The organism is Finegoldia sp. P2-F-LR (genome assembly GCF_052932265.1).
Genome location: NZ_JBRFJF010000013.1, coordinates 32,257 through 56,336, shown reverse-complemented (window position 1 = coordinate 56,336; position 24,080 = coordinate 32,257). Strand labels below are relative to the sequence as shown.

Here is a 24,080-nt window from a genome sequence, read left to right as displayed (position 1 = left end):
CCTGTCACGCTGGAGGTCGACGGTTCAAGTCCGTTCCGGGTCGCCAAGTATGCTGGTGTAGCTCAATTGGTAGAGCAACTGACTTGTAATCAGTAGGTTAGGGGTTCAAGTCCTCCCACCAGCTCCACAAATCCTTTTTAATAAAGAGGATTATGGAGGAGTTCCCGAGTGGCCAAAGGGGACGGACTGTAAATCCGTTACTTTATGTTTCGGTGGTTCAAATCCACCCTCCTCCACCAATTAAATTTTACAAAATAATAAGATTAATTACCTATATGCGGGTGTAGCTCAGTGGTAGAGCCCCAGCCTTCCAAGCTGGTTGCGAGGGTTCGATTCCCTTCACCCGCTCCAATTAAGCACCTATAGCTCAGCTGGATAGAGCAACGGACTTCTAATCCGTGTGCCGGAGGTTCGAATCCCCCTAGGTGCGCCAATAATAGTGGGGTGTCGCCAAGTTGGTAAGGCACAAGACTTTGACTCTTGCATTCCACAGGTTCGAGTCCTGTCACCCCAGCCAATATGGTTCATTAGCTCAGATGGTAGAGCACCTGACTTTTAATCAGGGTGTCCCGGGTTCGAGTCCCGGATGAGCCACCAAATGTGGAGAGGTATCGAAGTGGTCATAACGAGGCGGTCTTGAAAACCGTTTGGGGGCAACCCCGCGTGGGTTCGAATCCCACCCTCTCCGCCATTTTAAATTACTTTATTTAGGAGAAATACTCAAGTGGCTGAAGAGGCTCCCCTGCTAAGGGAGTAGATCCTTAACGGGATGCGAGGGTTCAAATCCCTCTTTCTCCGCCAAGAATATATGATTTATTCTTGGGCCTTTAGCTCAGTTGGTTAGAGCGCCCGGCTCATAACCGGTAGGTCCCGGGTTCGAGTCCCTGAAGGCCCACCAATTTATTTCTTGATTTATTCAAGAAATATTTTTTTATAATGTTGAAATCATTTCCTAAATAAAGTACGTGCCCAGATAGCTCAGTCGGTAGAGCAAAGGACTGAAAATCCTTGTGTCGCTGGTTCGATTCCGGCTCTGGGCACCAAGGGGATTAGTTCAGTGGTAGAACGTCGGTCTCCAAAACCGGATGTCAGGGGTTCAAGTCCTCTATCCCCTGCCACAACTTAACGGCTTGGTTCTATGTGTTATTAGACATTGAATCAAGCCGTTTTTATGTTTTATATATTTAATCTACGATTATAAAACGTAACAATTAACGTAACAATTTTTTGAGATTATATATTTTCAGTGTAAGTAAAATTTATAATACTTAAATTATGTATTGTTTTATAAAAAACTATAATGTAAATTATAGTCATAAATGATAGGGTATAGAGGTTTAGTTTAATTGGTAAAATCTCAGACTCCGAATCTGAATGATGAAGGTTCGATTCCTTCAATCTCTGCCATATAAAAAAGATAGCTAATTTTAGCTATCTTTTTGAATATCATTAAGTTCAATATAAAACCTGCTTATTTATGCAGCTTTAATATTATATTGTTTTATTGTTTTGGTGTTTTGTCTGTTTCATTATCGTTATGAATTTCTGCAGGAGAAATTTCGCCAGTAGTTTTGTTGATTGAATATTTTTTGTTTTTTAAACTTTCGTCATTACTTGAAGGGACTGCTGGTACACTTTTGATATAACCACCTGTAGCAAGTTCGTTAATATCGTCAGGTAATTTACCTTTATCTTGTCTATAGCTTTCTAAAGCTGTTTCCAAGACTCTCACATTTGCATTGTGTGCAGTTATGGCTGCTTTTTCTTTTTGGTTTTTGTAGACCGGGATGGCTATTGCTATAAGTATTGCAAGGATAGCTAATACAACCAATAATTCAAGTAATGTAAACCCTTTTTTCTTCTTTTTTAACGTTTGTAGTTTCATAATTTCCTCCAGTTATTTATTATTCTACTTACTTTTATTATAATCAAAATTAAGAATTCTTCAATACAAATAATTAAATATTTTTAAATCTCTTCAAAAATTAAATTTTTAGCCAAATTCCTATAAAATACAATTAGTGGGCCTGATAAAAATCCTAAAAATATAGTTCCTATTCCTATTTGTTCTCCCAATAACAGACCAACCACGATGCATATTATGTCTAATACGATCCTTGTATACTTGTATGATAAATCTCTCTTAACTATATTGTCCACAACATAGGGCATAGCGTCATAAGCACTAGCACCCAAGTCAGCTTCCAAATAAATTCCAACTCCTATACTCATAACATTTATTCCAATTATCAACAGAATAAAGTTCACCCAAAATTTGTCAGTATCCATAAACTTTAGTAGCATGTACGAAAAATCAGCACTGTATCCTACAGTCGCCATATTTATAACTGTCCCAAGTCCGATAGATTTTCTGTGGCCAATAAAAACTATAACGATTAATATGAAATTGGTCACAGTAATTACTGTTCCAAAATCTTTATTCAAAAAGTCTGAAAATCCACTATTCATAAAGCTAAGAGGATCCACGCCTAATTTTGATAGTCTGAGTATTCCTATACTAAATCCTATTATTAAGTTTCCTAATATTGCAAACAATATTTGTTTTGTCTTTTTATTCATTAAAAATCTCCGTAAGTGTGTATTTTACTAATTCTTTAATATTATCATAAATAAACTCTTCATTTACGACTAAAGGGTAGTAATTGTTTATTAAATTATAATTGTTGTCCATACTTGTCATTGTGCATTCCACAAAATCATCTTTAATGTATCCTTCATGCAAACTCAAACTTAAAGTCATAAACATTCCTTGTGATTTGATTTGAGTTGATTCATACATGGCATCAATCTCCATTTTATTATCTGTAATCAAACTAATTTCTAAGTTATTTTTTACTTTCTTAATATCATATAACAAATATCTAACAAAATTTGAGTATACTTCAAACGTATCACAATTTTCTTCAAAGAATTTTCTCATATAATTGTACAATTTTATCTTAAAATTCATTGATGTTTTAGAAAATTCTATTAATTCATCTGAAATACGATTTGATTTTGAAATCTTTTTGTATAGTTTCACTGATTTTGATTTATCATCTATATTGATATCGAATAATTTTGATGCTAAATCTTTTGCTTTAAGGGAAGTGAATGAGTTTTTGTAGTAATTTTTTATTAATTTTTGCAAGTAAACGCAATTATTAATGATATTAAATTCTGTATATTTGATTATCTTGGTATTGATAAATTTTACGTCAAATTCACTAAAGCTAATGATTTGTTTGCTCTGTAAGATTTTATAAGCTGATTTTATGATTTTTTCTTCAGATTCATTATTTTTTGAGTAGAAATTATAATATCTATCATTTGTAAAGATATTTATAAGATAAATATGGTTTTTGTGAGGATCAATTCCTGTTGTTTCTATATTTATAATAGCCTGATTTTCATTCATTTTATCACCATTTCCATTATACTATTATTTTGGTAAATTTTCTCTACATGTTATAATATTAGTATGATTTTAAATAGAAATGAAGGGATATAATGATATATTTAGACAATGCTGCTACTACGAAAGTGTCAGAAAATGCGTTAAAAAAAATGGTTAATGCAATGACTGTTGATTTTGGGAATCCTTCAAGTTTATACGATTTTGGAATGAGAGCGGAAAAGCTTGTTACTGATTCCAGAAATTCAATTGCAAATTTATTAAATGTTAGACCAGAGAATGTGTTCTTTACATCTTGCGGAACTGAAGGTAATAATATTTCTATCAATGGAAGTGTTACTAATGATAAAAAAGAAGAATTTATAACTACAAATATAGAACATTCTTCTGTGTTTAAAACTTATAATAAGTTGAAGGAAAATAGGACTGTTCATTTTGTAAATGTAAGTGATGATTTTAAAGCTGATGATATCATTGATTTGATAAATGAAAAAACACGTTTAGTTTCAGTTATGCATGTTAATAATGAAACTGGAAAAATTCTTCCAATTACAGAATTGGGCAAAAAAATTAAAGAAAAAAATCCGAATACTTTGTTTCATGTAGATGGGATTCAAGGTTTTGGCAAGATTAAATTAGATATTAATGAAGCGAAGATTGATTTTTACACAATTAGTGGTCACAAAATCCACGCTCCAAAAGGGATTGGTGCGATTTTCATTAGAAATCCTGAAAGAGTTAAGCCTATTATAATAGGAGGTTCACAAGAATCGGGAATTTCACCTGGAACCGAAAATGTAGCGGGGATTGTGGCTTTAAAATGCGCTAGTGAAGAAGTTTTTTCTAAAATTGATGAAACTTACGACAGATTATACAAGATGAAGTCATATTTGATGAATGAATTATCAAAAATTGATGGTGTGTATTTTAATTCTAAGCTAGAAGGATACAGTCCATACATTACGAATGTGTGCTTTAATTACATTAAGAGTGAAGTATTGCTACACTATTTGGAACAAGATGAAATATACATTTCTACTGGGAGTGCATGCAATGGTTCCAAAAAATCCAGAATTATACAAAGCATTAACACCCCTGATGAGTTTTCAGATGGATGTATAAGAATTTCATTTACAGATGATACGCCTGAGGATGTTTTGGATGTGTTTGTAGAGAAATTAAAGCTTAGATTAGAAGATATTAGAGATATTATGAGGAGATAAATGTTAGATTGGTATATTTCGGTTAGTTTTGGAGAACTAACATTAAAAGGAAAAAACAGACACACTTTTGAGAAGCGTGCAATAAGTAAGATTTTGGATGCGATTTCTGATTATAAAATTGAAGAATACTATCAAGAACAAGGTAAGTTGTACATCAAGGCTGATGTCAATGATTTTGATGAAATTATAGTTAGAATTAAAAAAGTTTTCGGGATTGTGTACATTAGTCCTTGCATAAAATGTGAAAAAACGGTTGAAAGTATGCAAGATGGGGTATTAAAGATAATAGAAGGTAAAATTATCGAAGATAAACTTCAAACCTTCAAAGTTGATGTTCATAGAGTTGACAAAAACTTTGAACCAAAATCTCCAGAATTAAATCCACTTTTAGGTGGTACTATATTAAAAAAATATGGAAATTATGTTAAGGTTGATATCAAAAATCCTGACTTTTTTGTTTATGTAGATATTAAGGATAATTGTTATGTTTACACGGATAGAATAAAAGGTTGGGGTGGTCTTCCAATTGGTAGTTCTGGAAGAGGTTTGTTGTTATTATCTGGGGGTATAGATAGTCCCGTAGCTGCTTTTCTTATGGCGAAAAGAGGTGTTCGTGTGGATTGTTTGCACTTCCACAGCTACCCATTCACAAGTCAAAGAGGTTTTGAAAAGGTTAAGCAATTAGCAGAGGAAGTTTCGTATTATACTGGTAATATTAACTTTTATTCTGTGAACTTGCTTCCAGTATACAAAGCTATCACTAAAAACTGCAAGGAAAGAATGATGACTATCATTTCTAGAAGATTTATGATGAGAATTGCAGAAAGAATTGCAAATGAGAACAAAATTGATGCTTTGATTACAGGAGAAAGCTTAGGTCAAGTTGCAAGTCAAACTATTCAAGGGGTCTCAGTAATCAATGAAGTTACAAGTCTACCTATTTTAAGACCTTTAATTGCAAGTGATAAAACAGAAATCATAGAAATTGCAAGGGAAATAGGAACGTATGAAACATCGATTTTGCCTTTTGAAGATTGTTGCACGGTGTTTACACCAAAAAGACCAGTCACTAAACCAAGAATTTACGATGTCAAAAGAGAAGAAGAAAACTTAGACATTGAAGGCTTGGTTCAAGAATGTATAGATAATATGGAATTAATTAAGATTAGACAATAGGAGGAACTATGAAAAAAGCAGGAGTTATTATAGGTATTATTGTTGTGTTAGCATTATTATTAGTGCCACAATACAACGGTTTGGTTCAATCAAAGGAAGATGTGAACGAAGCATATGCACAAGTTCAAAACGTTGTTCAAAGAAGGGCGGATTTGATTCCAAACTTGGTTAACACAGCAAAAGGATTTGCAAAGCACGAAGAAGATGTATTCATCAAAGTATCTGAAGCTAGAGCTGGTGTAAAAAATGCCAAAGATCCAGAAGAATTAGCAAAAGCAAATGATGAATTGACAAGTGCATTAAACGGTATGAATGTTGTTGTAGAAAGATATCCTGAACTAAAATCAGATACCCACTTTACACAACTTATGGATGAATTAGCAGGTTCAGAAAACAGAATCGCTACAGAAAGAAAGAATTACAACACAGTTGTAAAATCATATAATCAAAAAGTTAAGAGATTCCCAACAGTAATATTTGCTAGATTAATGGGATTCAGCTCTGAAAAATACTTTGAAGCAGATGCTTCAGCACAAAAAGCACCACAAGTTAACTTTGAATAGGACAAATAAATAATGAGAAAGCAATATAGATTGATATTCTCATTTGTTTTAGCTTTTTTATTAATTTTTAATGTAAATGCTTTTGCCCAAGATTTGCCGAAATCACCGGATACTTTTTATCTTGATGAGATGGGTGTGATTAGCCAGGAAGTTAAAGATAAAATAGTTAAGACGAATGTAGAACTTGAGCAAAAAACAGATTCACAAGTACTTGTTGTAACCTTAAAAGATTTAAAAGGAAGAGATCCGTTTGATTATGGCGTTGATTTGTTTAACAAATGGAAAATCGGAGATGCCACTAAGAAAAACGGGGTTCTGATTTTATTGTCACAAGATTTAAATGAACCTAAGGGTCGTAATCGTCATATCAATATCATTACAGGTTATGGAATAGAAGGAAGACTTAACGATGGTAAAGTCGGAAGAATAATTGATGAATATATGCTAGATGATTTAAAAGACGGAAATTATTCTAACGCTTTACAAGAAGGATTCAATGCAGTTGTCAGTGAAGTTGCTGCTGAGTATGATGTTGAATTAACTGGAGATTTTGATAAATATCAAGAAAATTTAAACAGAAGTTCAGACCAGCAACTTACAAACACTATTGCTAGAATTATAATATTTCTGATTATTCTGTACATTATATCAAGAAGTAATCGTAGAAATAATAGATACAGAGGCAGAAGACGTGGTGGTACAATATTCTTCCCTGGATTTGGAGGAGGATTCGATGACGATGACTTCGGCGGATTCGGCGGAGGTTTTGGCGGCGGATCTTCTGGAGGATTCGGTGGATTCTCTGGAGGAGGAGGCTCATCCGGAGGCGGAGGAGCTGGAAGAAGCTTTTAATTAAATTTATCAAATACTCTCAATTAATTTTGAGAGTATTTTTTTGCGAAAACTTAGTAAAATATTTTTAACTTTTTGTTTAGTTTTATACGCTTTTATGTTATAATACTTTTGGTTTAATATTTTAAGTAAGGAGATAGTAATGGAAATAGGAGAAAAAATAAGATCATTGAGGTTAAAACTTGGTTTGACCCAAGAAGAATTGGCAGAAAGGTCTGATTTGACAAAAGGTTTCATATCACAATTAGAGAGAGATTTGACAAGTCCTTCTGTAGATTCACTTAATGACTTATTAAATGCATTAGGAACTGATATGGCAACTTTTTTTATGGATAAGCCCTCAGTAAAAGAGATTTTCACAAAAGACGATTATCAGTCAAGTGAAGATTTAAGCATGAATTCTACTATTACATGGCTGGTTCCAAAATCTCAAGTCAACACTATGGAGCCTGTTATAATTACGCTTAATCAAAAAGGAGAAACTAAAGAATATAATCCATTTGAAGGAGAAGAGTTTGGGTATGTCCTTGAGGGAAGTTGCAACATTTATCTCGACAATGAAATACATAAACTAAACAAGGGTGATTGTTTTTACACGAAGTGCAATAAAACTAGAATTTTAGAAAATAATGGCACAAAAATCTGCAAGGTGATATGGATTATGTCACCACCAAATTTTTAGGGGGAATGTTTAATGGATAATATCATTGAATTAATCGGTATTAATAAATCTTTTGAAGATGAACATATTTTAAAAGATTTGAATCTTTACATTAGAAATAAAGAATTTTTGACATTATTGGGACCGTCAGGTTGTGGAAAGACTACGACTTTACGATTAATTGCTGGATTTGAAACTCCAGATACTGGAAAGATTATTTTTGAAGGAAAAGACATCAGTCATATTGCACCTTATAAGAGAAATGTGAATACAGTTTTTCAAAAATACGCTCTATTTCCTAATATGAATGTATTTGAAAACATCGCTTTTGGTTTGCGAATCAAAAAAATGAACGAAAAATTAATCAGAGAAAAAGTAACAGAAGTTTTGAAACTTGTAAATTTGTCTGGTTTTGAAAAAAGAAAGATAAATAATTTGAGTGGTGGTCAACAACAAAGGATTGCTATAGCTAGAGCATTGGTCAATGAACCTAGTGTTTTGTTGTTAGATGAACCATTGGGTGCATTGGATTTGAAGTTGAGAAAAGGAATGCAAAATGAACTCAAAAATATTCAAGAAAGAATTGGAATTACTTTTGTTTATGTAACTCACGATCAAGAAGAAGCATTAACTATGAGCGATACTATTGTTGTTATGGATAATGGTATTATTCAACAAATCGGAACACCTGAGGATATATACAATGAACCTAAAAATGAGTTTGTTGCTAAATTTATTGGTGAAAGTAATATAATTGACGGAGTATTTTTAGAAGATTGCATGGTAGAATTCTCCAATCATAAATGGAAGTGTGTTGATAAAGGATTTGAGAAAAACGAAAGTGTACAAGTAGTAATTAGACCTGAAGATGTGGAGATAGTTGCTCCAGATAAAGGACAAATCAAAGGGACGGTTATTAGCGACAGGTTCAAAGGAATTCACTACGAAATGTTTGTGGATACTGGAGATTTCAAATACAAGGCACAATCAACTATCAACAAACCTCAAGGAAGTATTGTTGGTATTAACATTGAGCCAGATAATATTCATATTATGAAGAGGTGCGACAATGAAGCTTAAGAAATTATCCATTCCTTACGCTATTTGGATATTATTTTTCATTGTATTTCCGTTGTTTCTAATAGTTTATTATTCAGTTACAACTGGATCATTGAGAGATTTTTCCAATCCACAATTTTCACTTGAATACTTTCATAGGTTTTTTACATCAAAATATGTAAAAGTGCTTTTGAATTCAATAAGATTGGCTTTTATAAGTACAGTAATTTGTTTGCTAATAGGTTATCCAACAGCATATTTTATCAGTAAAGTAGACAAAAAATATAAGGCTGTGTTGATGCTTATGATAGTTATTCCAATGTGGATGAATTTTTTGTTGAGAACTTATGCGTGGATTATTTTAACTGGCAAAAATGGGATAATCAACAGTGTGTTGATACATTTTGGTTTTTCTCCAATAAAAATGCTTTACACTGAAGGAGCTATTTTAATGGGGATGGTTTACAATTTCTTACCTTTTATGATACTTCCTATTTTCTCAATACTAGACAAATCAGATTATTCACTAGTAGAAGCAAGTTACGATTTGGGAGCATCAAAGTTGCAAACTTTTTTAAGAGTAGTGTTTCCGATGAGTTTGCCTGGAGTTATTACGGGAATTACTATGGTGTTTATTCCTGCTATATCTACATTTGAAATATCTGCATTACTTGGTGGTAACAAATACAATTTGATTGGTAATATAATTGAGCATCAATTTAGAATAGCGGGAAACTGGCATTATGGTAGTGCGATTTCTGTTGTTTTGATAGTTATGATTTTAATTTCATTAGCTTTTACAAATGAGAAAGGAGAATAAAATGAAGGAATTTTTTAAGAAATTTTATTTGGTATTGGTATTTTTATTTCTTTACGGTCCAATTGCTGTATTAATGGTATTTTCATTTAATGATTCTCGTTTGAAAGGAAGCTGGGTAGGATTTACATTCAAATGGTACAAGGAATTATTGCATAACGAAGAAATCTTGTCTTCTTTTAAAACCACAATACTAATTGCCATATTAGCTACAATAATTGCTACAATTTTAGGAACAATAGCAGCAATAGGAATTTATTATTTGAGAGGTTACAAGAAAACTTTGCTTTTAAATATGAATTATCTTCCTGTTTTAAATCCTGATATAGTGACGGCAGTAAGTTTGATGGTAATATTTAACTTGATGAATTTTCCATTCGGATTTTTCACGATGTTATTATCACACATCACATTTACAACTCCATATGTAATACTTGCCGTATTGCCTAAATTATCGCAAATGAATAAATTCTTGCCAGAGGCCGCAATGGATATGGGAGCGAGTCCTTTTTATACTTTAAGAAAAGTTGTGTTGCCAGAAATAAAAACGGGAGTATTTTCAGGAAGTTTATTAGCATTTACACTTAGTATTGATGATTTTGTAATAAGTTTTTTTACTACAGGTCATGGCGTGTCAAACTTATCTGTTACAGTGTATTCTATGGCAAAGAAAGGTGTAAATCCAGCAATTAATGCATTGAGTACCATCATGTTTTTAGTAATGGTTATTCTATTATTGATTCTTCACAAGAGAACAAATCTATTGGAGGAATTGTAAGATGAAAAAAATTTTATTATTTTTATTAACTATATTGGTTTTAACTTCTTGCTCTAAAGATGATTCAAATGTTTTGTATGTCTACAATTGGGGAGAATACATCGAGCCAGCTTTGATAGAAAAGTTTGAAAAAGAAACGGGAATTAAAGTAATATATGATACTTTTGAGCAAAATGAAGATATGTACATGAAAGTAAAAGAGGGAGGAAATAATTACGACGTTGTAGTTCCTTCAGATTATATGGCTGAGAAAATGATAAAGCAAGGAATGCTTGAAAAAATTGATTACAGCAAAATTCCAAATTTCAAATACATCGATGAGAAATTTAGAAATTTGGATTATGATCCCAAAAACGAATACACAGTTCCTTATATGTGGGGAACTGTGGGAATTCTTTACAATAAAAATAAAGTAAAAGAAAATGTGGATAGCTGGAATATTTTGTGGGATGAAAAATACAAAGATAATATCATAATGATGAACTCCACTAGAGATACCTTAGGAGTAGCTTTAAAAAGGTTAGGGTATTCAATGAATTCTAGAAATGAAGCTGAGTTAGAAAAAGCAAAAGAGTCATTGATAAAACAAAAAGATATTGTACTTGCTTATCTTGTAGATGAAACGAAAAATCAAATGGTAAATGAAGAAGCGGATATTGCAGTAATGTATTCTGGTGATGCAATCGTCGCTAAAGGTGAAAATGAAAACTTGGAATATGTAATTCCAAAAGAAGGATCAAACTTGAGGTTTGATACGTTAGCTATTTTGAAAAATGCAAAGCACAAGGAAAATGCCGAAAAATTTATAAATTTTATGACAGATCCTGAGAATGCAAAATTAAATGCAGAATATATTGGTTATTCTCTTCCATCTACAGAAGCCAAAAAACTTTTGGATAAGGAAGTTCAAGAAGATGCTACAGCCTACCCAGATTTATCAAAGCATAAGAATATGGAAATATTTAAAGATCCATCAGATTTTGTAGAAAAATACGATGATATTTGGGCTGATATAAAAGCAAATTAAATTGATAAAGTGCGAGAGAAATTGAACTGACCCCCAAAAGTTAGACCTAAAAACTAACTTAAGGAGGTCATCTTAATTCTTTTGCACTTTTTTCATTTGAGATTGAATAATGTATGGATTTTTCATATAATATGATTAGTTAAGAATTGGAGGAAATATGTTTATAGAAATATTAAAAGTTATTCTTTTAGGAATTATTGAAGGAGTAACAGAGTGGTTGCCAGTTAGTTCAACTGGTCATATTTTATTATTGGACGAATTTATCAAATTGAACATGTCAGATGCTTTCAAATCAATGTTTACCGTTGTAATTCAATTGGGGGCAATCTTGGCAGTTGTAGTAATTTATTGGAACAAAGTGTGGCCATTTAAGAAAGGTCAAACTCATTTGATATCAATTAGTAAAAGCAAAATGATAATGTGGGCAAAAATAATTGTTGCGTGCATTCCAGCGGCAATTATTGGTATAAAATTCGATGATTTTATCGAAGAACACTTTTATAATTATTTTGTGATTTCATTAGCACTAATAATTTTCGGTATTCTTTTTATTATAATTGAAAATAAAAACAAAGAATCACACAAAAAATTAGTCGATAGTGTCGATAAAATTACTTACAAACAAGCTTTTATTGTAGGATTATTTCAAGTAATTGCAGCGGTGTTCCCAGGAACTTCACGTTCAGGAGCTACAATTCTAGGTGGTATTGCTATAGGATTATCCAGAACGATTGCAGCTGAATTTACATTTTTCTTGGCAATTCCAACAATGTTTGGAGCAAGTTTACTAAAACTTGTGAAATTTGGATTTAGTTTTACAGCAATGGAAGCATTCGTGTTATTATTGGGAACTGCAGTAAGTTTTATTGTATCTGTAATTACAATTAAATTCTTAATGAATTACATCAAAAACAATGATTTCAAAGTGTTTGGTTATTACAGAATTGCTCTTGGTGTGTTGGTTCTAATTTATTTCGGGCTAATCAGATAGTTGTGATATAATAATGAGGAGGAATGGTTGCAATTATTCCTAAATGAACATTAGAAAACATAGACGAATATATATTTGAAAAAATAAGTTGTAGCGACTTATTTTTTTATTGATACATAAGGAGTTATGATGAATTTAGATAATTTAAATGACAGACAAAGAGAAGCAGTCGAAAATACAGATGGTCCTATGTTGATATTGGCAGGAGCAGGAAGTGGTAAAACAAAAGTTTTAACTACCAAAATTGCATATTGTTTGGAGAAAGGATTGTGTTCAAAATACGAAATTTTGGCAATTACCTTCACAAACAAAGCTGCCAAAGAAATGAAAGAAAGAGTTGAAAACATCTTACAAGAAGACGTAGACAGCATGTGGATAGGAACTTTTCATGCCATTTGTTCTAGAATATTGAGAGTAGAAATAGAAAGAATTGGTTTCGAAAGAAACTTTACAGTTTATGACAGAGCAGATCAAATATCTCTTGTAAAAGAATGTTTAAAGGATATGGGAGTAGATCCTAAAAATGTCGAAATCAAAAACGAAATCAATACAATTTCTAGATTAAAAAACGCAGGTGCTACAGAAAAAAATATCGACAAAGAAGATTTTGATATAAGTTTAAGCACTTTTACTATGGAATTATTCCAAAAATACGAACACAAATTAAAAAGATACAATTCGTTAGACTTTGATGATTTGATTGTGAAGACTAATTTGTTGTTCGAAGAAAATCCCGACTTGAGAGAAAAATATTCTGAAAGATTTAAGTACGTGTTTGTCGATGAATACCAAGATACAAACGATACTCAGTACAAGCTTATCAAAAATTTGGTTTCTAAAAACGATAATATTTGCTGTGTAGGAGATTCTGACCAATCAATATACGGTTGGAGAGGAGCAAACATACAAAACATTCAGAACTTTGAAAAAGATTTTAAGAATGCAAAAGTTATTTTATTAGAACAAAATTATCGCTCAACACAACCTATCTTGGATTTGGCGAACACTGTGATTAAAAACAATTCACTTAGAAAAGATAAAAATTTGTGGACTGCAAAAAATGAAGGGGATATGCCTATATATAGGAGAATGTATTCTGATTTAGATGAGGCAGACCAAGTGGTTCAATGGATTGAGCAAGAAAGATATCGACAAAACCCATACGAAGAAATGGCGATTTTGTACAGAACTAATGCACAATCAAGACTCTTCGAAGAAAAATTGAATAGACTAGGAATTCCTAATAGAGTTGTAGGTGGATTGAAATTCTACGATAGAAAAGAAATCAAAGATTGTGTTAGTTATCTTAGAATTGTTGAAAATTTGAATGATAATATGGCATTAAATAGAATTATCAATGAGCCGAAAAGAGGAATTGGCAAAACAACTATGGATAAGTTGTTGCAATATTCTCAAGCAAGAGGAATTAGCATGATGGAATACATCAAAAATACAGATCTTCCTGATTTTTCAAATGCTACAGCAAAAAAACTTCAAGAGTTTTATTATTTAATCAAAAGCTTTCCAAAAGACGATTTGAATGTTGCAGAACTTATGGAATATATTTTGGATAAAACAGGATACAGAGCGAATCTAGAAAAATCAACTAATAGAGATGATAAGACAAGGTTGGAAAATATTGACGAATACATTTCGTCTTTATATCAATTTGTTCAAGATAATCCTGATAAAAACTTGAGAGAATATTTGGAAACATCTTCTTTGATGACCGATTTAGATAAAACTGATGATAATACAAAAGGTGTATCAATGATGACAATCCATGCGGCAAAAGGATTGGAGTTTGATGTTGTATTTTTCACAGGACTTGAAGAAGGTACTATTCCATCCAGAGTTGATGAAGATGTAGAAGAAGAGAGAAGATTGTGCTACGTCGCTATCACAAGGGCAAGGAAAAAATTGTACATTACAAGTGTACAATCGAGAAGAAGATTTAACGAATTTCAAACAAAAGCTGAATCGAGGTTTATAGAGGAAATGGAAAACAAATACAAAGACGAATCTCCTAATAAAGAGGTTAGTTTTAGAGAATCCTTCAACACAAAAGTAGTTGATGATTACAGAACAGAAGCATCAGCTTCAATCACTAAAAAACAAAATACTGTTACTAAAAACAATGAAAAGTACAGAGCAGGGGACAAAGTTTCACACAAAAAGTTCGGTACTGGTGTAATCGTTGGAATTGTTGAAAAAGAAAACGGTGATGAATTGACGATTAATTTCGACAAAAAAGGCTTGAAGAAACTAAATTCATCACTAGCTCCACTAACAAGGGTTGAATAATGGAAAAGGAAGACAGAATAAAATATTTAGTAGACATACTAAATAAATACGCTTTTCATTATTATACTTTGGATGATCCTTTGATTGAGGACTCAGAGTATGATGTGTTGTATGATGAGCTTGTGAATCTTGAAAAAGAAACTGGAATAGTTCTGCCAAATTCTCCGACAAATAGGATTGGTGGAGAAGTTTTATCGGGATTTGAAAAGCATGTGCACTTGAATACGTTGTACAGTTTAGGAAAAGCACAAAGCAAAGAAGAAGTTAGAAATTGGGTCAATAAAACCATTGAATTTGTAGAAAATTACAATAAAAATCACGTGAACAAATTACCTCAAGTTGAATTTTATGTTGAATTTAAGTTTGACGGTTTGACAGTAAATTTGACATATGATGGGGGATATTTGGTGATGGCGACTACAAGAGGTAACGGTACTATCGGAGAAGTTATTACAAGCCAAGTGAGAACTATCAATTCAATTCCATTGAAAATAAATGACACGAGATTGATGGAAATTCAGGGTGAAGGAGTAATGCCACTTTCTTCATTAGAAAAATACAACCAAACTCATGAACCAAAACTCAAAAATGCGAGAAATGCAGCAGCAGGAGCTCTTAGAAATTTAGACCCAGCTGTTACAAGAGAAAGAAACTTGGATGCTTATTTCTACAATGTAAATTATTTGGAAGAAAACGGGCTTGAAACTCAAGAACAAATGATGAAGTTTTTGGGAGATAATTATTTCAAATTGTATCCATACGAAAAACACGCAACATCATTCGAAGAAATTTCAGAATTTATCGATGAGATTTTTGAATTAAGAAATGAAATCGACGTTTTAACAGACGGTGTGGTAATCAAAGTAAATGATTTTATAACAAGAGAAAAATTAGGATACACTAATAAATTTCCAAGATGGGCAATTGCTTACAAATTTGAGCCTGAAAGATTTACAACAATTGTAAAAGAGGTTGAATGGAATGTTGGAAGAACTGGAAAAGTAACGCCGACGGCTTTGTTGGAGCCTGTAGAAATTGGAAATGTAACTGTAAAAAGAGCTACACTTAATAATATTGACGACATTGAAAGAAAGCAAGTAAGATTGAATTCAGAAGTTTTCGTTAGAAGGTCAAACGATGTAATCCCAGAAATAATGGGAGTTGTAAATCCTGAGCAAGAAGATACGGAAGAAATTGAAATCCCACATTACTGTCCATATTGTCACAGTGAATTATTTAGAGATGGAGTTCATATTTTCTGTCCAAATTCAATGAGTTGTACTCCACAATTGGTTAAGAGAATGGTTCATTTTGCAAGTAGAAATGCAATGAATATCGATGGATTGAGTGAAAAAACGTTGGAAGTTTTGCTAGAAAAACTGAACATCACATCAATAGAAGAAATCTACGATGTAAAAAAAGAACAGTTGTTGCAATTAGAAGGATTTAAAGAAAAGAAGAGCCAAAATCTGATAAATGCAATTGAAAAGAGTAAAAATGTTGATTTGGCTAATTTCATTTTTGCACTTGGAATTCCTGAAATTGGTGAGAAAACAAGCTTTGAATTAGCACAAAAATATAAAAGTTTTGATAATTTGAGAGAAGCGAAGTTTGAAGAATTAATTCAAATAGAAGATATTGGAAATGTTATTGCAGAAGAAATCGTAGAATTTTTCCATGACGAAACTATTTCTCATTCTATCGATTCACTTCTATCAAAAGGAATTAAAATCAAAAATCCTGAAAATATTGAAAAGAAATTGGATAATTTAACTTTTGTATTGACGGGAAGTTTGGTGAATTATTCTAGAAAAGAACTTACAGACAAGTTATCGAATTTGGGAGCAAAAGTTTCATCTTCTGTGTCCAAAAACACCGATTACGTGGTATATGGAGAAAAAGCTGGATCTAAACTTACAAAAGCGAAGGATTTGGGTGTAAAATTAATGACAGAAGATGAATTGAATTCATTCTTAGACAACTTATAAATTTAATTTATTTATGATAAAATTTAATCATGAATTAAAAAGGAGTTAGTATGATTAATCGAGATGAAGTAGTAAAAATCTATGATTTGGCTAACCTTGAGTTAACTGAAAACGTGGATGATTTATATGAAAAATACAATACTGTATTGGATTTTGCAAGTATGATTATGGAATGTGACACTGAAGGCGTGGAATACATGGAATTCTTGCCACAATATCACAGCATACTTAGAGAAGATACACCAAAAGAATCAATTCCAAGAGAAGTTGCGTTGAAGAATGCAAAATCTCGTGAGTATGGTTATTTTAAATTGAAGAAAGTGGTGGAATAATGATAGAAAATCTTAGAAATAAATTTGTAGAAAATCCAGAAAGTTTAAGGGACTACTACAATGATTTGGATAAATTAATAGAATCAAAAAAAGATTTGAATGTGTTCATAACTTACGACAAATCATTCGTTGACCAACAAGTTGAAAAGTTAATTGAAAAAGCAAACAACAACGAAAATTTGGGAAAAATGTTTGGTATTGCAGTTAGTGTTAAGGACAACATCAATGTGAAAGATTTGAAGATGACTTGTGGATCAAAAATGTTAGAAGATTATGTTTCAATTTACGATGCCACTGTAATCAAAAAATTAAAAGAAGAAGACTGCGTTATAGTTGGAAAGGGTAATATGGATGAATTTGCAATGGGATCTTCTTCAGAAACAAGTTATTTTGGACCTACAAAAAATCCTGTGGACACAAAATTAATCCCAGGCGGTTCATCATCAGGATCAGCTGCTAGCGTTAAGGCTGAGATGGCTGTTGTAAGTTTGGGAACTGATACAGGTGGATCTAGTAGACAACCGGCATCTTGTTGTAATGTTGTTGGATTTATGCCAACGTATGGTTCAATTTCAAGATTCGGCGTTCAATCAATGGCTAATACATTGGATGAAGTTGGTATATTATCAAATTCTGTTGAAGACATAATGGATACTTACAATGTAATTGCAGGTCACGATGACAATGATATGACCACAATACAATCTGAAGTAAATGTTAAAAAGAAAGATTATGACTTCAAAGGCAAAAAAATTGCCGTTGTTGATTTGAAAAAATATAGCAATGATGAGACAGTTATCAAAGAATACAAAGAAATATTAGAAATTCTAAAAAATATGGGAGCAGATTTAGTTGAAATCGACTTCGAATATTTAAAATACGCAAATGCTTTATACAACGTAATCGTAACAAGTGAAGTGTCATCTAATATGTCAAGATTTGATGGAATTAGATATGGATATTTGACAGATGATTATGAAAATACGAGAGATTTATTTGTTAAGGTTAGAAGTGAAGGATTTGGAGAAGAAGTTAAGAGAAGAATTGCTATGGGAACTTTTTATCTAGCAAGTTCCAACGACCAAAAAGTTTACAAACAAGGTTTAAAAGTTAGAAATCTGCTTTCACAAGAATTCAAAAATATCTTTAAAGAATTTGATTTAATCGCCACACCTACAATGACAAGCTTACCTTATGAATTAGACAGCAGAAAAGACGATCCATTGGCTGTGTATGATTCTGGTATTTTTAATGTAATTGTAAACTTGAGTGGATTGTGTGCTATTTCAATTCCTTACAAATCAGGAATATCTACTAGTTTGCAACTAATTGCAAATAGTCACGACGAAGAAAATTTATTGAATGCAGCTTTAGCGTTTGAAAGGAGATAGCATGAACTTAAAAACACTTATAGGATTGGAAATTCACGTAGAACTATCGACTAAAACTAAAATGTTTTGTGGTTGTAAGAATGAGTTTGGACAAATCCCAAATACAAATGTCTGCCCAATTTGTTTAGGTCATCCAGGAGCACTTCCTCACATGAACAAACAAGCTTTAAGATATGCTATCATGGCTGGACTTGCTTTTGATTGTGACATTGCTAATGAATTTAAGATGGACAGGAAAAAATACTTCTATCCAGATTTAGTTAAAGGATATCAAATTACACAAGAAGATCAACCACTTTGTACAAATGGATATATCGAATTAAAAACTTCAACTAAAAATAAAAAAGTTAGAATTAGAAGAATTCACATAGAAGAAGATACTGGTAAATCAATCCACAACGAAAGTGGAAACACTCTAATGGATTATAACAGAGCGGGAGTTCCACTAATTGAAATAGTTAGTGAACCAGATATGAGCAATCCTGATGAAGCGAGAGAATTCTTAGAAACTTTAAGAGAAAGAATTAAATATTTGGAAATATCAGATGTTAAGATGAGCGAAGGATCATTAAGATGTGATGTTAACATCAATGTTTACGATGAAGATTCTGATTTTAAAACTAAAATTTCTGAAATCAAAAACTTAAACTCATTCAAATCAGTTTCAAAAGCTTTAATTTACGAACAAGAAAGACATATGCAACTAGCTAAGGAAAACAAAATTGGCGAAAAAGAAACTAGAAGATGGGATGAAGATACTCAAACTACAATAGTTATGAGACACAAAGAAGAAGGAAATGATTATAGATTTTCAGTTGAAGGCGATATTCCTAAAACTTATGTAGAACAATCTTATATCGAAGAAATCAAAAAGAATTTACCAGAACTTCCAGAAATGCGTAAAGAAAGATTCATGAACGAATACAAGATTGATGAATACGATGCTGATATTTTAACTAGAAATGGATACTTAGCAGACTACTACGAAAAAGTTGTTGAAATTTCAAATGATCCTGTTCAATCATCAAATTGGTTATTGGGAGATGTTCTTCGTCAAGTAAACGAAAATGAAATTGAAATTGAAGAAATGAAAATGTCTGCTGAAAATTTGGCAAAATTGATTAAACTTTCTTCAGCTAAAAAGATAAATAATCAAACTGCAAAGAAAGTTCTGAGAGAAATGTTCAACGAAAACTTTGATCCAGAAGTTTATGTCAAAGAAAAAGGATTATTACAAGTTGATGACGATAATCTTTTACAACAAATTGTAGATGAAGTTGTAGCTGAAAATCCAGAATCTATCGAAAGTATCAGAAATGGTAAAGATCGTGCAATAGGATTCTTAGTTGGACAATGCATGAAAAAGTCAAAGGGTAAAGGAAATCCACAAAAATTCAACGAATTAATAAAAGAGAAAATCTAAAATCTAATGAAGAAAATATATTTATCTACAGGAAACAAAGGAAAAGTTTCTGAAATAAAAGAAATACTTTCTGATTTAACCTATGATGTGTATTCCAAATCTGAATTGGGTATAAATGAAGGTGCAGTGGAAGATTCAGAAACTTTGGAAGAAAATTCGCTTATCAAAGCTAAATTTCTAAAAAAATACACAGATGATATTGTAATGAGTGATGACACTGGGCTTTTCGTAAATTCTTTGGATGGAAGACCTGGAGTATACTCTGCGAGATTTGCAGGAGATGAATGTGACGATAGTAAAAATCGTCAAAAACTTTTATCTGAATTGAAAGAAAAAGAAGATAGAAGCGCTTATTTTGAAACTGTGATTACAATCATAGATTCAAATAATGAAATTCATCAAGCAAAAGGCAGAGTAGATGGCAAGATTTTACTTGAAGAATGTGGAGAACATGGTTTCGGATATGATAGTATATTCATGCCAGATGGCTACGATAAAAGTTTTGCACAAATGGAAGATTGTGAGAAAAACAAGATTAGTCACAGAAAAAGAGCTTTGGAAAACGCCAAAATCATCTTGAAAGGTTTAAATGAAAGTAGCAATAATTAGTGATACACATAACAAAATCTCAAAAGTTTATGACTATTTATTTGATAAAGAAATTGACATCATCGTTCACTTAGGAGATGTGTGCGATGATGCAATTTTACTTGAAGATTTATTAAAAGTAGAAGTCATTTATGTAAAAGGAAATAACGATTTTTATGTTGCTGGTGGTGAATATGACAAGGTTATTAGAATTTCTGATAAAAATATTTTCATAACACACGGGCATAAGTACAATGTATCTTCAGGAGTGACAAGATTGGTCGAAAAGAGCAAATCTTTAAATTGCAAAATGTGTTTGTATGGACATACGCATAGGTATTTTAATGAAACAATTGATGGCGTTTGGGTTATCAATCCAGGATCTGTAACTTATCCAAGAGATGGTCAAGCTGGATTTTTAATATACGATACAAAAAAAGAACAAATAGAAAGGATACTTTTATGAACGTTTTAGACATTAAAGAACTTAGAGAAGATTTGGGTAAAAGAATTATCGATGGTGTAGAAAAATTAGGCAGAGAAGTTAAAGTTGCTACTGTAAGAGTTGGTGAAAATGCAGGAGATATTTCTTACGAAAAAGCTGTAAAAAACAACTGCGCTAAGTTGAACATAACTTGTGATCAAATAGTTTTAGAAGAAGGAGAAAATGAAAAATTAATTCAAACTATCAAAGAACTAAATGAAACACACGACGGTATATTGATGTTTAGACCATTAAAAGATAAAAAATTGGAAAAAGAAATTCAATATATAATAGCTCCAGAAAAAGATATAGATGCGATGGGAATGGTTAACTTAGGAAAAGTTTTGGCAGCAGAAGAAGATGCATATTATCCAGCTACAGCTAGAGCTGTTGTTGAAATAGTTAAATACTACAACTTTGACGTTAAAAACGTAGTAATCGTAAACAGATCATTAGTTTTAGGTAAACCACTTTTCAATATGCTCATAAAAGAAAACAAGACTGTTACAATGTGTCATTCTAGGACAGAAGACATAAAATCATTTACTAAAAACGCTGATTTGGTTGTAACTGCAGTTGGAAAAGCTAAAATGTTTGATGATTCTTACTTTACTGAAGATTCTTATGTAGTAGATGTTGGAGTTAGCTTGGATGAAAACGGAAAATTATCAGGCGATGTTAATCCAGAAGTTAACGTAAAAGTATTGGCAAATAGCGTTGGAAAAATCACAACAAGAGTATTATTGTTGCAAATGGTTGAAGGCGCTTTGAATAGACAATAATTTTTATCCCAAAAACCTCTTTATCAATTAAGATAAAGAGGTTTTTGATTGCAATAAACTAAAAGTGTATAATAGATTAGGTGATAATTTTGAAAATAGGCGCAGTAATAATGGCAAGTGGTTTGTCCAAGAGAATGAAATCTGACAAATTAATGCTGAAATATAATAATAAATTTATTTTTGAATATATTATTGATTTGGTAGCAAAATCAAACTTTTATGATAGAGTTGTAATTACGAATAATTCTACGATAATAAAATATTGCAAAAAAATCGGAATCAAAACTATTAATAATCCGAACAATGAAATTGGACAAAGCGAATCAATCAAATTAGGAGTCAAATATTTCAAAGAGATGGATGGTATTTGTTTCCTAGTTTCTGACCAGCCATTATTAACAGAAATTTCAATAGAAAAATTAATTAATTCATTTGAAAAAGACAAGATTTGTCAATTGAAGTTTAATGATAAAGTTGGAAATCCTGTAATTTTCTCAAACAAATTTTTTAATCAATTATTATCACTGAAAAATGACGAAAAAGGTTCAATAGTTAAGAACAAGAATTTGAATGATGTAAAATATGTAGATGTAAATTATGAAAGGGAACTAATGGACATAGACACGAGTGAAGATTATGAAAGGATTTTAAATGCAGAAAATTTGTTTAATTAGAGGCGCAGGTGATATAGCCACTGGTACAATTCAAAAACTTGTTCGTGCTGGGTTCAAATGTGTTGTTACTGAAGTTTCAAATCCAAGTAGTATAAGAAGAAAAGTGTCACTTTCTGAGGCAATTTATGAGAAAAAAACAGTTGTAGAAGATATAGAAGCTGTTTTGTGCGAAAATTTAGATGAAATTGGACAATACTTAGAACGATACAATCCTGTGATAATAGTAGATCCAAAACTTACAATATTAAATAAGATGAAATTTGATGTAGTGGTGGACGCTATATTAGCGAAGAAAAACACTGGATTAAAAAAAGAAATGGCTGATATTACGATAGGCTTAGGACCTGGTTTTGAAGCAGGTGTTGATTGCGATATTGTGATTGAAACTATGCGTGGACATGATTTAGCAAGAATTATCAAACAAGGATTCGCAAAGAAAAACACAGGTATTCCAGGAATTATTGATGGATTTTCCAATGAAAGAGTTATATACTCTGATTTTGATGGTCAATTTACACATATTAAAAGCATTTCAGATATTGTTAATAAGGAAGAGATTATAGCAAAAGTCGGAGATAATTATATAAGAGCGACTTTAGATGGCGTTATACGCGGAATGATTAGAGATAATTTTGAGGTCAAAAAAGGACTTAAAATAATTGATATTGATCCGAGATATGAAGAAGTAGAAAATTGTTTTACAATTAGCGATAAAGCTAGAGCAATTGGTGGGGCGGTTTTGGAAGCGATTATGATGTTAGAAAACAGGAGAGAAAAGTATGCAAAATGATGTTTTGTTAGAAATGTATAAGTCTTTGGAAGATGGATATAAATGTATGATGGTAACATTGTTTAAAAATAGAGGATCAGTTCCTGGGAAACAAGGAAACATTATGGCTGTTCGTGAAGACGGAAAAACTTTTGGAACTGTAGGAGGTGGTGCTATCGAACACCAAGTAATCAAAGATTCTATTGAAAACTTAAAAAAAGATAGTGACTTCGAATTTGATTATGTTCTTAATGAGGGAGAAAAAGTTAGTATGAGTTGTGGAGGTAGAGCTAGTGGATTTGGTAAAGTGTTTTTTCCTAAACCAACTTTGATTATTTTTGGAGCTGGTCACTGTTCTCAAAAACTAGCCAGAATTGCAACTTTAACAAATTTTGAAGTTATAGTTGTTGATGATAGGGACGATTTTATTTATAACGAAGATTTTTCTAATATTAAAAAATATATCAATAAAGAAATCGAAGATTCGATTGATGATTTGAGATTTACACCTGATACTTTTATTATATCTGCAACTAGAGACCATAAGCACGACGAAGAAGTTGCCTTTAATATTTTGAACAAACCCCATAAATACTTCGGAATGTTAGGCTCAAGGAAAAAAGCAGACACGTTAAAACGAAATTTGATAGAAAAAAATGTGGACAAGAGCTTAGTCGATAGTATTAATGTTCCAGTAGGGCTTGATATTGATGATGGATCTGTAGAAGAAATAGCTATTTCGATAATGTCTCAAATTCTGAAAGTGAAAAACGGCAAATAAAT

24 protein-coding genes and 12 tRNA genes are annotated in these 24,080 nt (G+C 31.8%); 33 read left to right on the top strand and 3 right to left on the bottom strand.

Translation table 11 applies throughout. The annotated features are described in order from the left end of the window. The first annotated feature begins 51 nt into the window (after nt 1-51). The 12 genes from ACU68W_RS08560 to ACU68W_RS08505 all read left to right on the top strand — a co-directional run bounded on the left by ACU68W_RS08560 (nt 52) and on the right by ACU68W_RS08505 (nt 1,407). A tRNA-Thr gene (locus ACU68W_RS08560) sits at nt 52-127 on the top strand. A gap of 27 nt (nt 128-154) precedes the next feature. Beyond that, nucleotides 155-239, top strand: a tRNA-Tyr gene (locus tag ACU68W_RS08555). Nucleotides 240-277: 38 nt separating this feature from the next. After that, nucleotides 278-351 (top strand) — tRNA-Gly (locus tag ACU68W_RS08550). A gap of 5 nt (nt 352-356) precedes the next feature. Then, nucleotides 357-433: transfer RNA gene (locus ACU68W_RS08545), tRNA-Arg, on the top strand. A gap of 7 nt (nt 434-440) precedes the next feature. Then, nucleotides 441-517 (top strand) — tRNA-Gln (locus ACU68W_RS08540). 4 nt (nt 518-521) lie between these two features. Continuing rightward, nucleotides 522-597: transfer RNA gene (locus ACU68W_RS08535), tRNA-Lys, on the top strand. A 5-nt stretch (nt 598-602) separates the two neighbouring features. Further along, nucleotides 603-691: transfer RNA gene (locus tag ACU68W_RS08530), tRNA-Ser, on the top strand. Between the two features lie 19 nt (nt 692-710). Further along, nucleotides 711-801: transfer RNA gene (locus tag ACU68W_RS08525), tRNA-Ser, on the top strand. A 20-nt stretch (nt 802-821) separates the two neighbouring features. Further along, nucleotides 822-898 (top strand) — tRNA-Ile (locus ACU68W_RS08520). A gap of 69 nt (nt 899-967) precedes the next feature. Continuing rightward, nucleotides 968-1,043 (top strand) — tRNA-Phe (locus ACU68W_RS08515). After that, nucleotides 1,044-1,118, top strand: a tRNA-Trp gene (locus tag ACU68W_RS08510). A 213-nt stretch (nt 1,119-1,331) separates the two neighbouring features. Further along, nucleotides 1,332-1,407: transfer RNA gene (locus ACU68W_RS08505), tRNA-Arg, on the top strand. 94 nt (nt 1,408-1,501) lie between these two features. Here ACU68W_RS08505 and ACU68W_RS08500 read toward each other — a convergent pair. The 3 genes from ACU68W_RS08500 to ACU68W_RS08490 form a co-directional block, all read right to left on the bottom strand. Beyond that, the gene (locus ACU68W_RS08500) at nt 1,502-1,885 is read right to left on the bottom strand and encodes a prepilin-type N-terminal cleavage/methylation domain-containing protein (RefSeq protein ID WP_094223340.1); all 384 of its coding nucleotides are present in this window, start codon (nt 1,883-1,885) and stop codon (nt 1,502-1,504) included. A gap of 83 nt (nt 1,886-1,968) precedes the next feature. Next, the gene (locus ACU68W_RS08495; protein ID WP_094223341.1) at nt 1,969-2,580 is read right to left on the bottom strand and encodes a YczE/YyaS/YitT family protein; all 612 of its coding nucleotides are present in this window, start codon (nt 2,578-2,580) and stop codon (nt 1,969-1,971) included. Further along, nucleotides 2,573-3,418, bottom strand: a complete 846-nt coding sequence (locus ACU68W_RS08490) for a ribonuclease H-like domain-containing protein (protein WP_094223342.1) — start codon at nt 3,416-3,418, stop codon at nt 2,573-2,575. The genes ACU68W_RS08495 and ACU68W_RS08490 overlap by 8 nt, the downstream gene beginning before the upstream one ends. A gap of 92 nt (nt 3,419-3,510) precedes the next feature. On the opposite strand from ACU68W_RS08490, the gene ACU68W_RS08485 reads away from it, so the two are divergent. The 21 genes from ACU68W_RS08485 to ACU68W_RS08385 all read left to right on the top strand — a co-directional run bounded on the left by ACU68W_RS08485 (nt 3,511) and on the right by ACU68W_RS08385 (nt 24,078). Next, nucleotides 3,511-4,638: a cysteine desulfurase family protein gene (locus tag ACU68W_RS08485; protein ID WP_094223343.1), complete on the top strand. Its 1,128-nt coding sequence runs from the start codon at nt 3,511-3,513 to the stop codon at nt 4,636-4,638. Then, the gene (gene thiI, locus ACU68W_RS08480; RefSeq protein ID WP_094223344.1) at nt 4,639-5,814 is read left to right on the top strand and encodes a tRNA uracil 4-sulfurtransferase ThiI; all 1,176 of its coding nucleotides are present in this window, start codon (nt 4,639-4,641) and stop codon (nt 5,812-5,814) included. 8 nt (nt 5,815-5,822) lie between these two features. Next, on the top strand, nt 5,823-6,377 hold the full coding sequence (locus ACU68W_RS08475) for a LemA family protein (protein ID WP_094205491.1): 555 nt from the start codon (nt 5,823-5,825) through the stop codon (nt 6,375-6,377). A 12-nt stretch (nt 6,378-6,389) separates the two neighbouring features. Next, the gene (locus ACU68W_RS08470) at nt 6,390-7,229 is read left to right on the top strand and encodes a TPM domain-containing protein (RefSeq protein ID WP_446756393.1); all 840 of its coding nucleotides are present in this window, start codon (nt 6,390-6,392) and stop codon (nt 7,227-7,229) included. A gap of 142 nt (nt 7,230-7,371) precedes the next feature. Continuing rightward, nucleotides 7,372-7,911: a helix-turn-helix domain-containing protein gene (locus ACU68W_RS08465; protein WP_094223346.1), complete on the top strand. Its 540-nt coding sequence runs from the start codon at nt 7,372-7,374 to the stop codon at nt 7,909-7,911. A gap of 12 nt (nt 7,912-7,923) precedes the next feature. Further along, on the top strand, nt 7,924-8,970 hold the full coding sequence (potA, locus tag ACU68W_RS08460; RefSeq protein WP_094223347.1) for a spermidine/putrescine ABC transporter ATP-binding protein: 1,047 nt from the start codon (nt 7,924-7,926) through the stop codon (nt 8,968-8,970). After that, on the top strand, nt 8,960-9,769 hold the full coding sequence (locus ACU68W_RS08455; RefSeq protein WP_094205495.1) for an ABC transporter permease: 810 nt from the start codon (nt 8,960-8,962) through the stop codon (nt 9,767-9,769). The genes potA and ACU68W_RS08455 overlap by 11 nt, the downstream gene beginning before the upstream one ends. A gap of 1 nt (nt 9,770) precedes the next feature. Then, entirely contained in the window at nt 9,771-10,544 is a 774-nt protein-coding gene (locus ACU68W_RS08450) for an ABC transporter permease (RefSeq protein WP_094223348.1), read from the top strand. A gap of 1 nt (nt 10,545) precedes the next feature. Beyond that, complete coding sequence (locus ACU68W_RS08445; RefSeq protein ID WP_446756392.1) at nt 10,546-11,571, top strand: ABC transporter substrate-binding protein; 1,026 nt, start codon at nt 10,546-10,548, stop codon at nt 11,569-11,571. 157 nt (nt 11,572-11,728) lie between these two features. Next, nucleotides 11,729-12,562 carry an undecaprenyl-diphosphate phosphatase gene (locus ACU68W_RS08440; RefSeq protein ID WP_094223350.1) on the top strand — a complete coding sequence of 278 codons (834 nt, stop codon included), beginning with the start codon at nt 11,729-11,731 and terminating at the stop codon, nt 12,560-12,562. Between the two features lie 129 nt (nt 12,563-12,691). Beyond that, on the top strand, nt 12,692-14,866 hold the full coding sequence (locus ACU68W_RS08435; RefSeq protein ID WP_094223351.1) for an ATP-dependent helicase: 2,175 nt from the start codon (nt 12,692-12,694) through the stop codon (nt 14,864-14,866). Then, the gene (gene ligA, locus ACU68W_RS08430) at nt 14,866-16,854 is read left to right on the top strand and encodes an NAD-dependent DNA ligase LigA (RefSeq protein ID WP_094223352.1); all 1,989 of its coding nucleotides are present in this window, start codon (nt 14,866-14,868) and stop codon (nt 16,852-16,854) included. The genes ACU68W_RS08435 and ligA overlap by 1 nt, the downstream gene beginning before the upstream one ends. 50 nt (nt 16,855-16,904) lie before the next feature. Further along, complete coding sequence (gene gatC / locus ACU68W_RS08425; protein ID WP_002836168.1) at nt 16,905-17,186, top strand: Asp-tRNA(Asn)/Glu-tRNA(Gln) amidotransferase subunit GatC; 282 nt, start codon at nt 16,905-16,907, stop codon at nt 17,184-17,186. Beyond that, nucleotides 17,186-18,577 carry an Asp-tRNA(Asn)/Glu-tRNA(Gln) amidotransferase subunit GatA gene (gatA, locus tag ACU68W_RS08420; RefSeq protein WP_094223353.1) on the top strand — a complete coding sequence of 464 codons (1,392 nt, stop codon included), beginning with the start codon at nt 17,186-17,188 and terminating at the stop codon, nt 18,575-18,577. Before gatC ends, gatA begins: the two co-directional genes overlap by 1 nt. Nucleotide 18,578: 1 nt before the next feature. Further along, nucleotides 18,579-20,000, top strand: a complete 1,422-nt coding sequence (gene gatB / locus ACU68W_RS08415) for an Asp-tRNA(Asn)/Glu-tRNA(Gln) amidotransferase subunit GatB (protein ID WP_094223354.1) — start codon at nt 18,579-18,581, stop codon at nt 19,998-20,000. 6 nt (nt 20,001-20,006) lie between these two features. Next, the gene (gene rdgB / locus ACU68W_RS08410; RefSeq protein ID WP_094223355.1) at nt 20,007-20,609 is read left to right on the top strand and encodes an RdgB/HAM1 family non-canonical purine NTP pyrophosphatase; all 603 of its coding nucleotides are present in this window, start codon (nt 20,007-20,009) and stop codon (nt 20,607-20,609) included. Further along, nucleotides 20,590-21,054, top strand: coding sequence for a metallophosphoesterase family protein (locus ACU68W_RS08405; protein ID WP_094223356.1), 465 nt, complete (start codon nt 20,590-20,592; stop codon nt 21,052-21,054). The genes rdgB and ACU68W_RS08405 overlap by 20 nt, the downstream gene beginning before the upstream one ends. Further along, a complete protein-coding gene (locus ACU68W_RS08400) occupies nt 21,051-21,854 on the top strand; it encodes a bifunctional 5,10-methylenetetrahydrofolate dehydrogenase/5,10-methenyltetrahydrofolate cyclohydrolase (RefSeq protein ID WP_094206992.1) in 804 nt (267 codons plus the stop codon). Before ACU68W_RS08405 ends, ACU68W_RS08400 begins: the two co-directional genes overlap by 4 nt. A gap of 80 nt (nt 21,855-21,934) precedes the next feature. Beyond that, nucleotides 21,935-22,528 carry an NTP transferase domain-containing protein gene (locus ACU68W_RS08395; protein WP_242427982.1) on the top strand — a complete coding sequence of 198 codons (594 nt, stop codon included), beginning with the start codon at nt 21,935-21,937 and terminating at the stop codon, nt 22,526-22,528. Further along, nucleotides 22,506-23,318, top strand: coding sequence for a selenium-dependent molybdenum cofactor biosynthesis protein YqeB (yqeB, locus tag ACU68W_RS08390; protein WP_094223358.1), 813 nt, complete (start codon nt 22,506-22,508; stop codon nt 23,316-23,318). Before ACU68W_RS08395 ends, yqeB begins: the two co-directional genes overlap by 23 nt. After that, nucleotides 23,308-24,078, top strand: a complete 771-nt coding sequence (locus ACU68W_RS08385) for an XdhC family protein (protein ID WP_094223359.1) — start codon at nt 23,308-23,310, stop codon at nt 24,076-24,078. Before yqeB ends, ACU68W_RS08385 begins: the two co-directional genes overlap by 11 nt. Nucleotides 24,079-24,080: the final 2 nt, after the last annotated feature.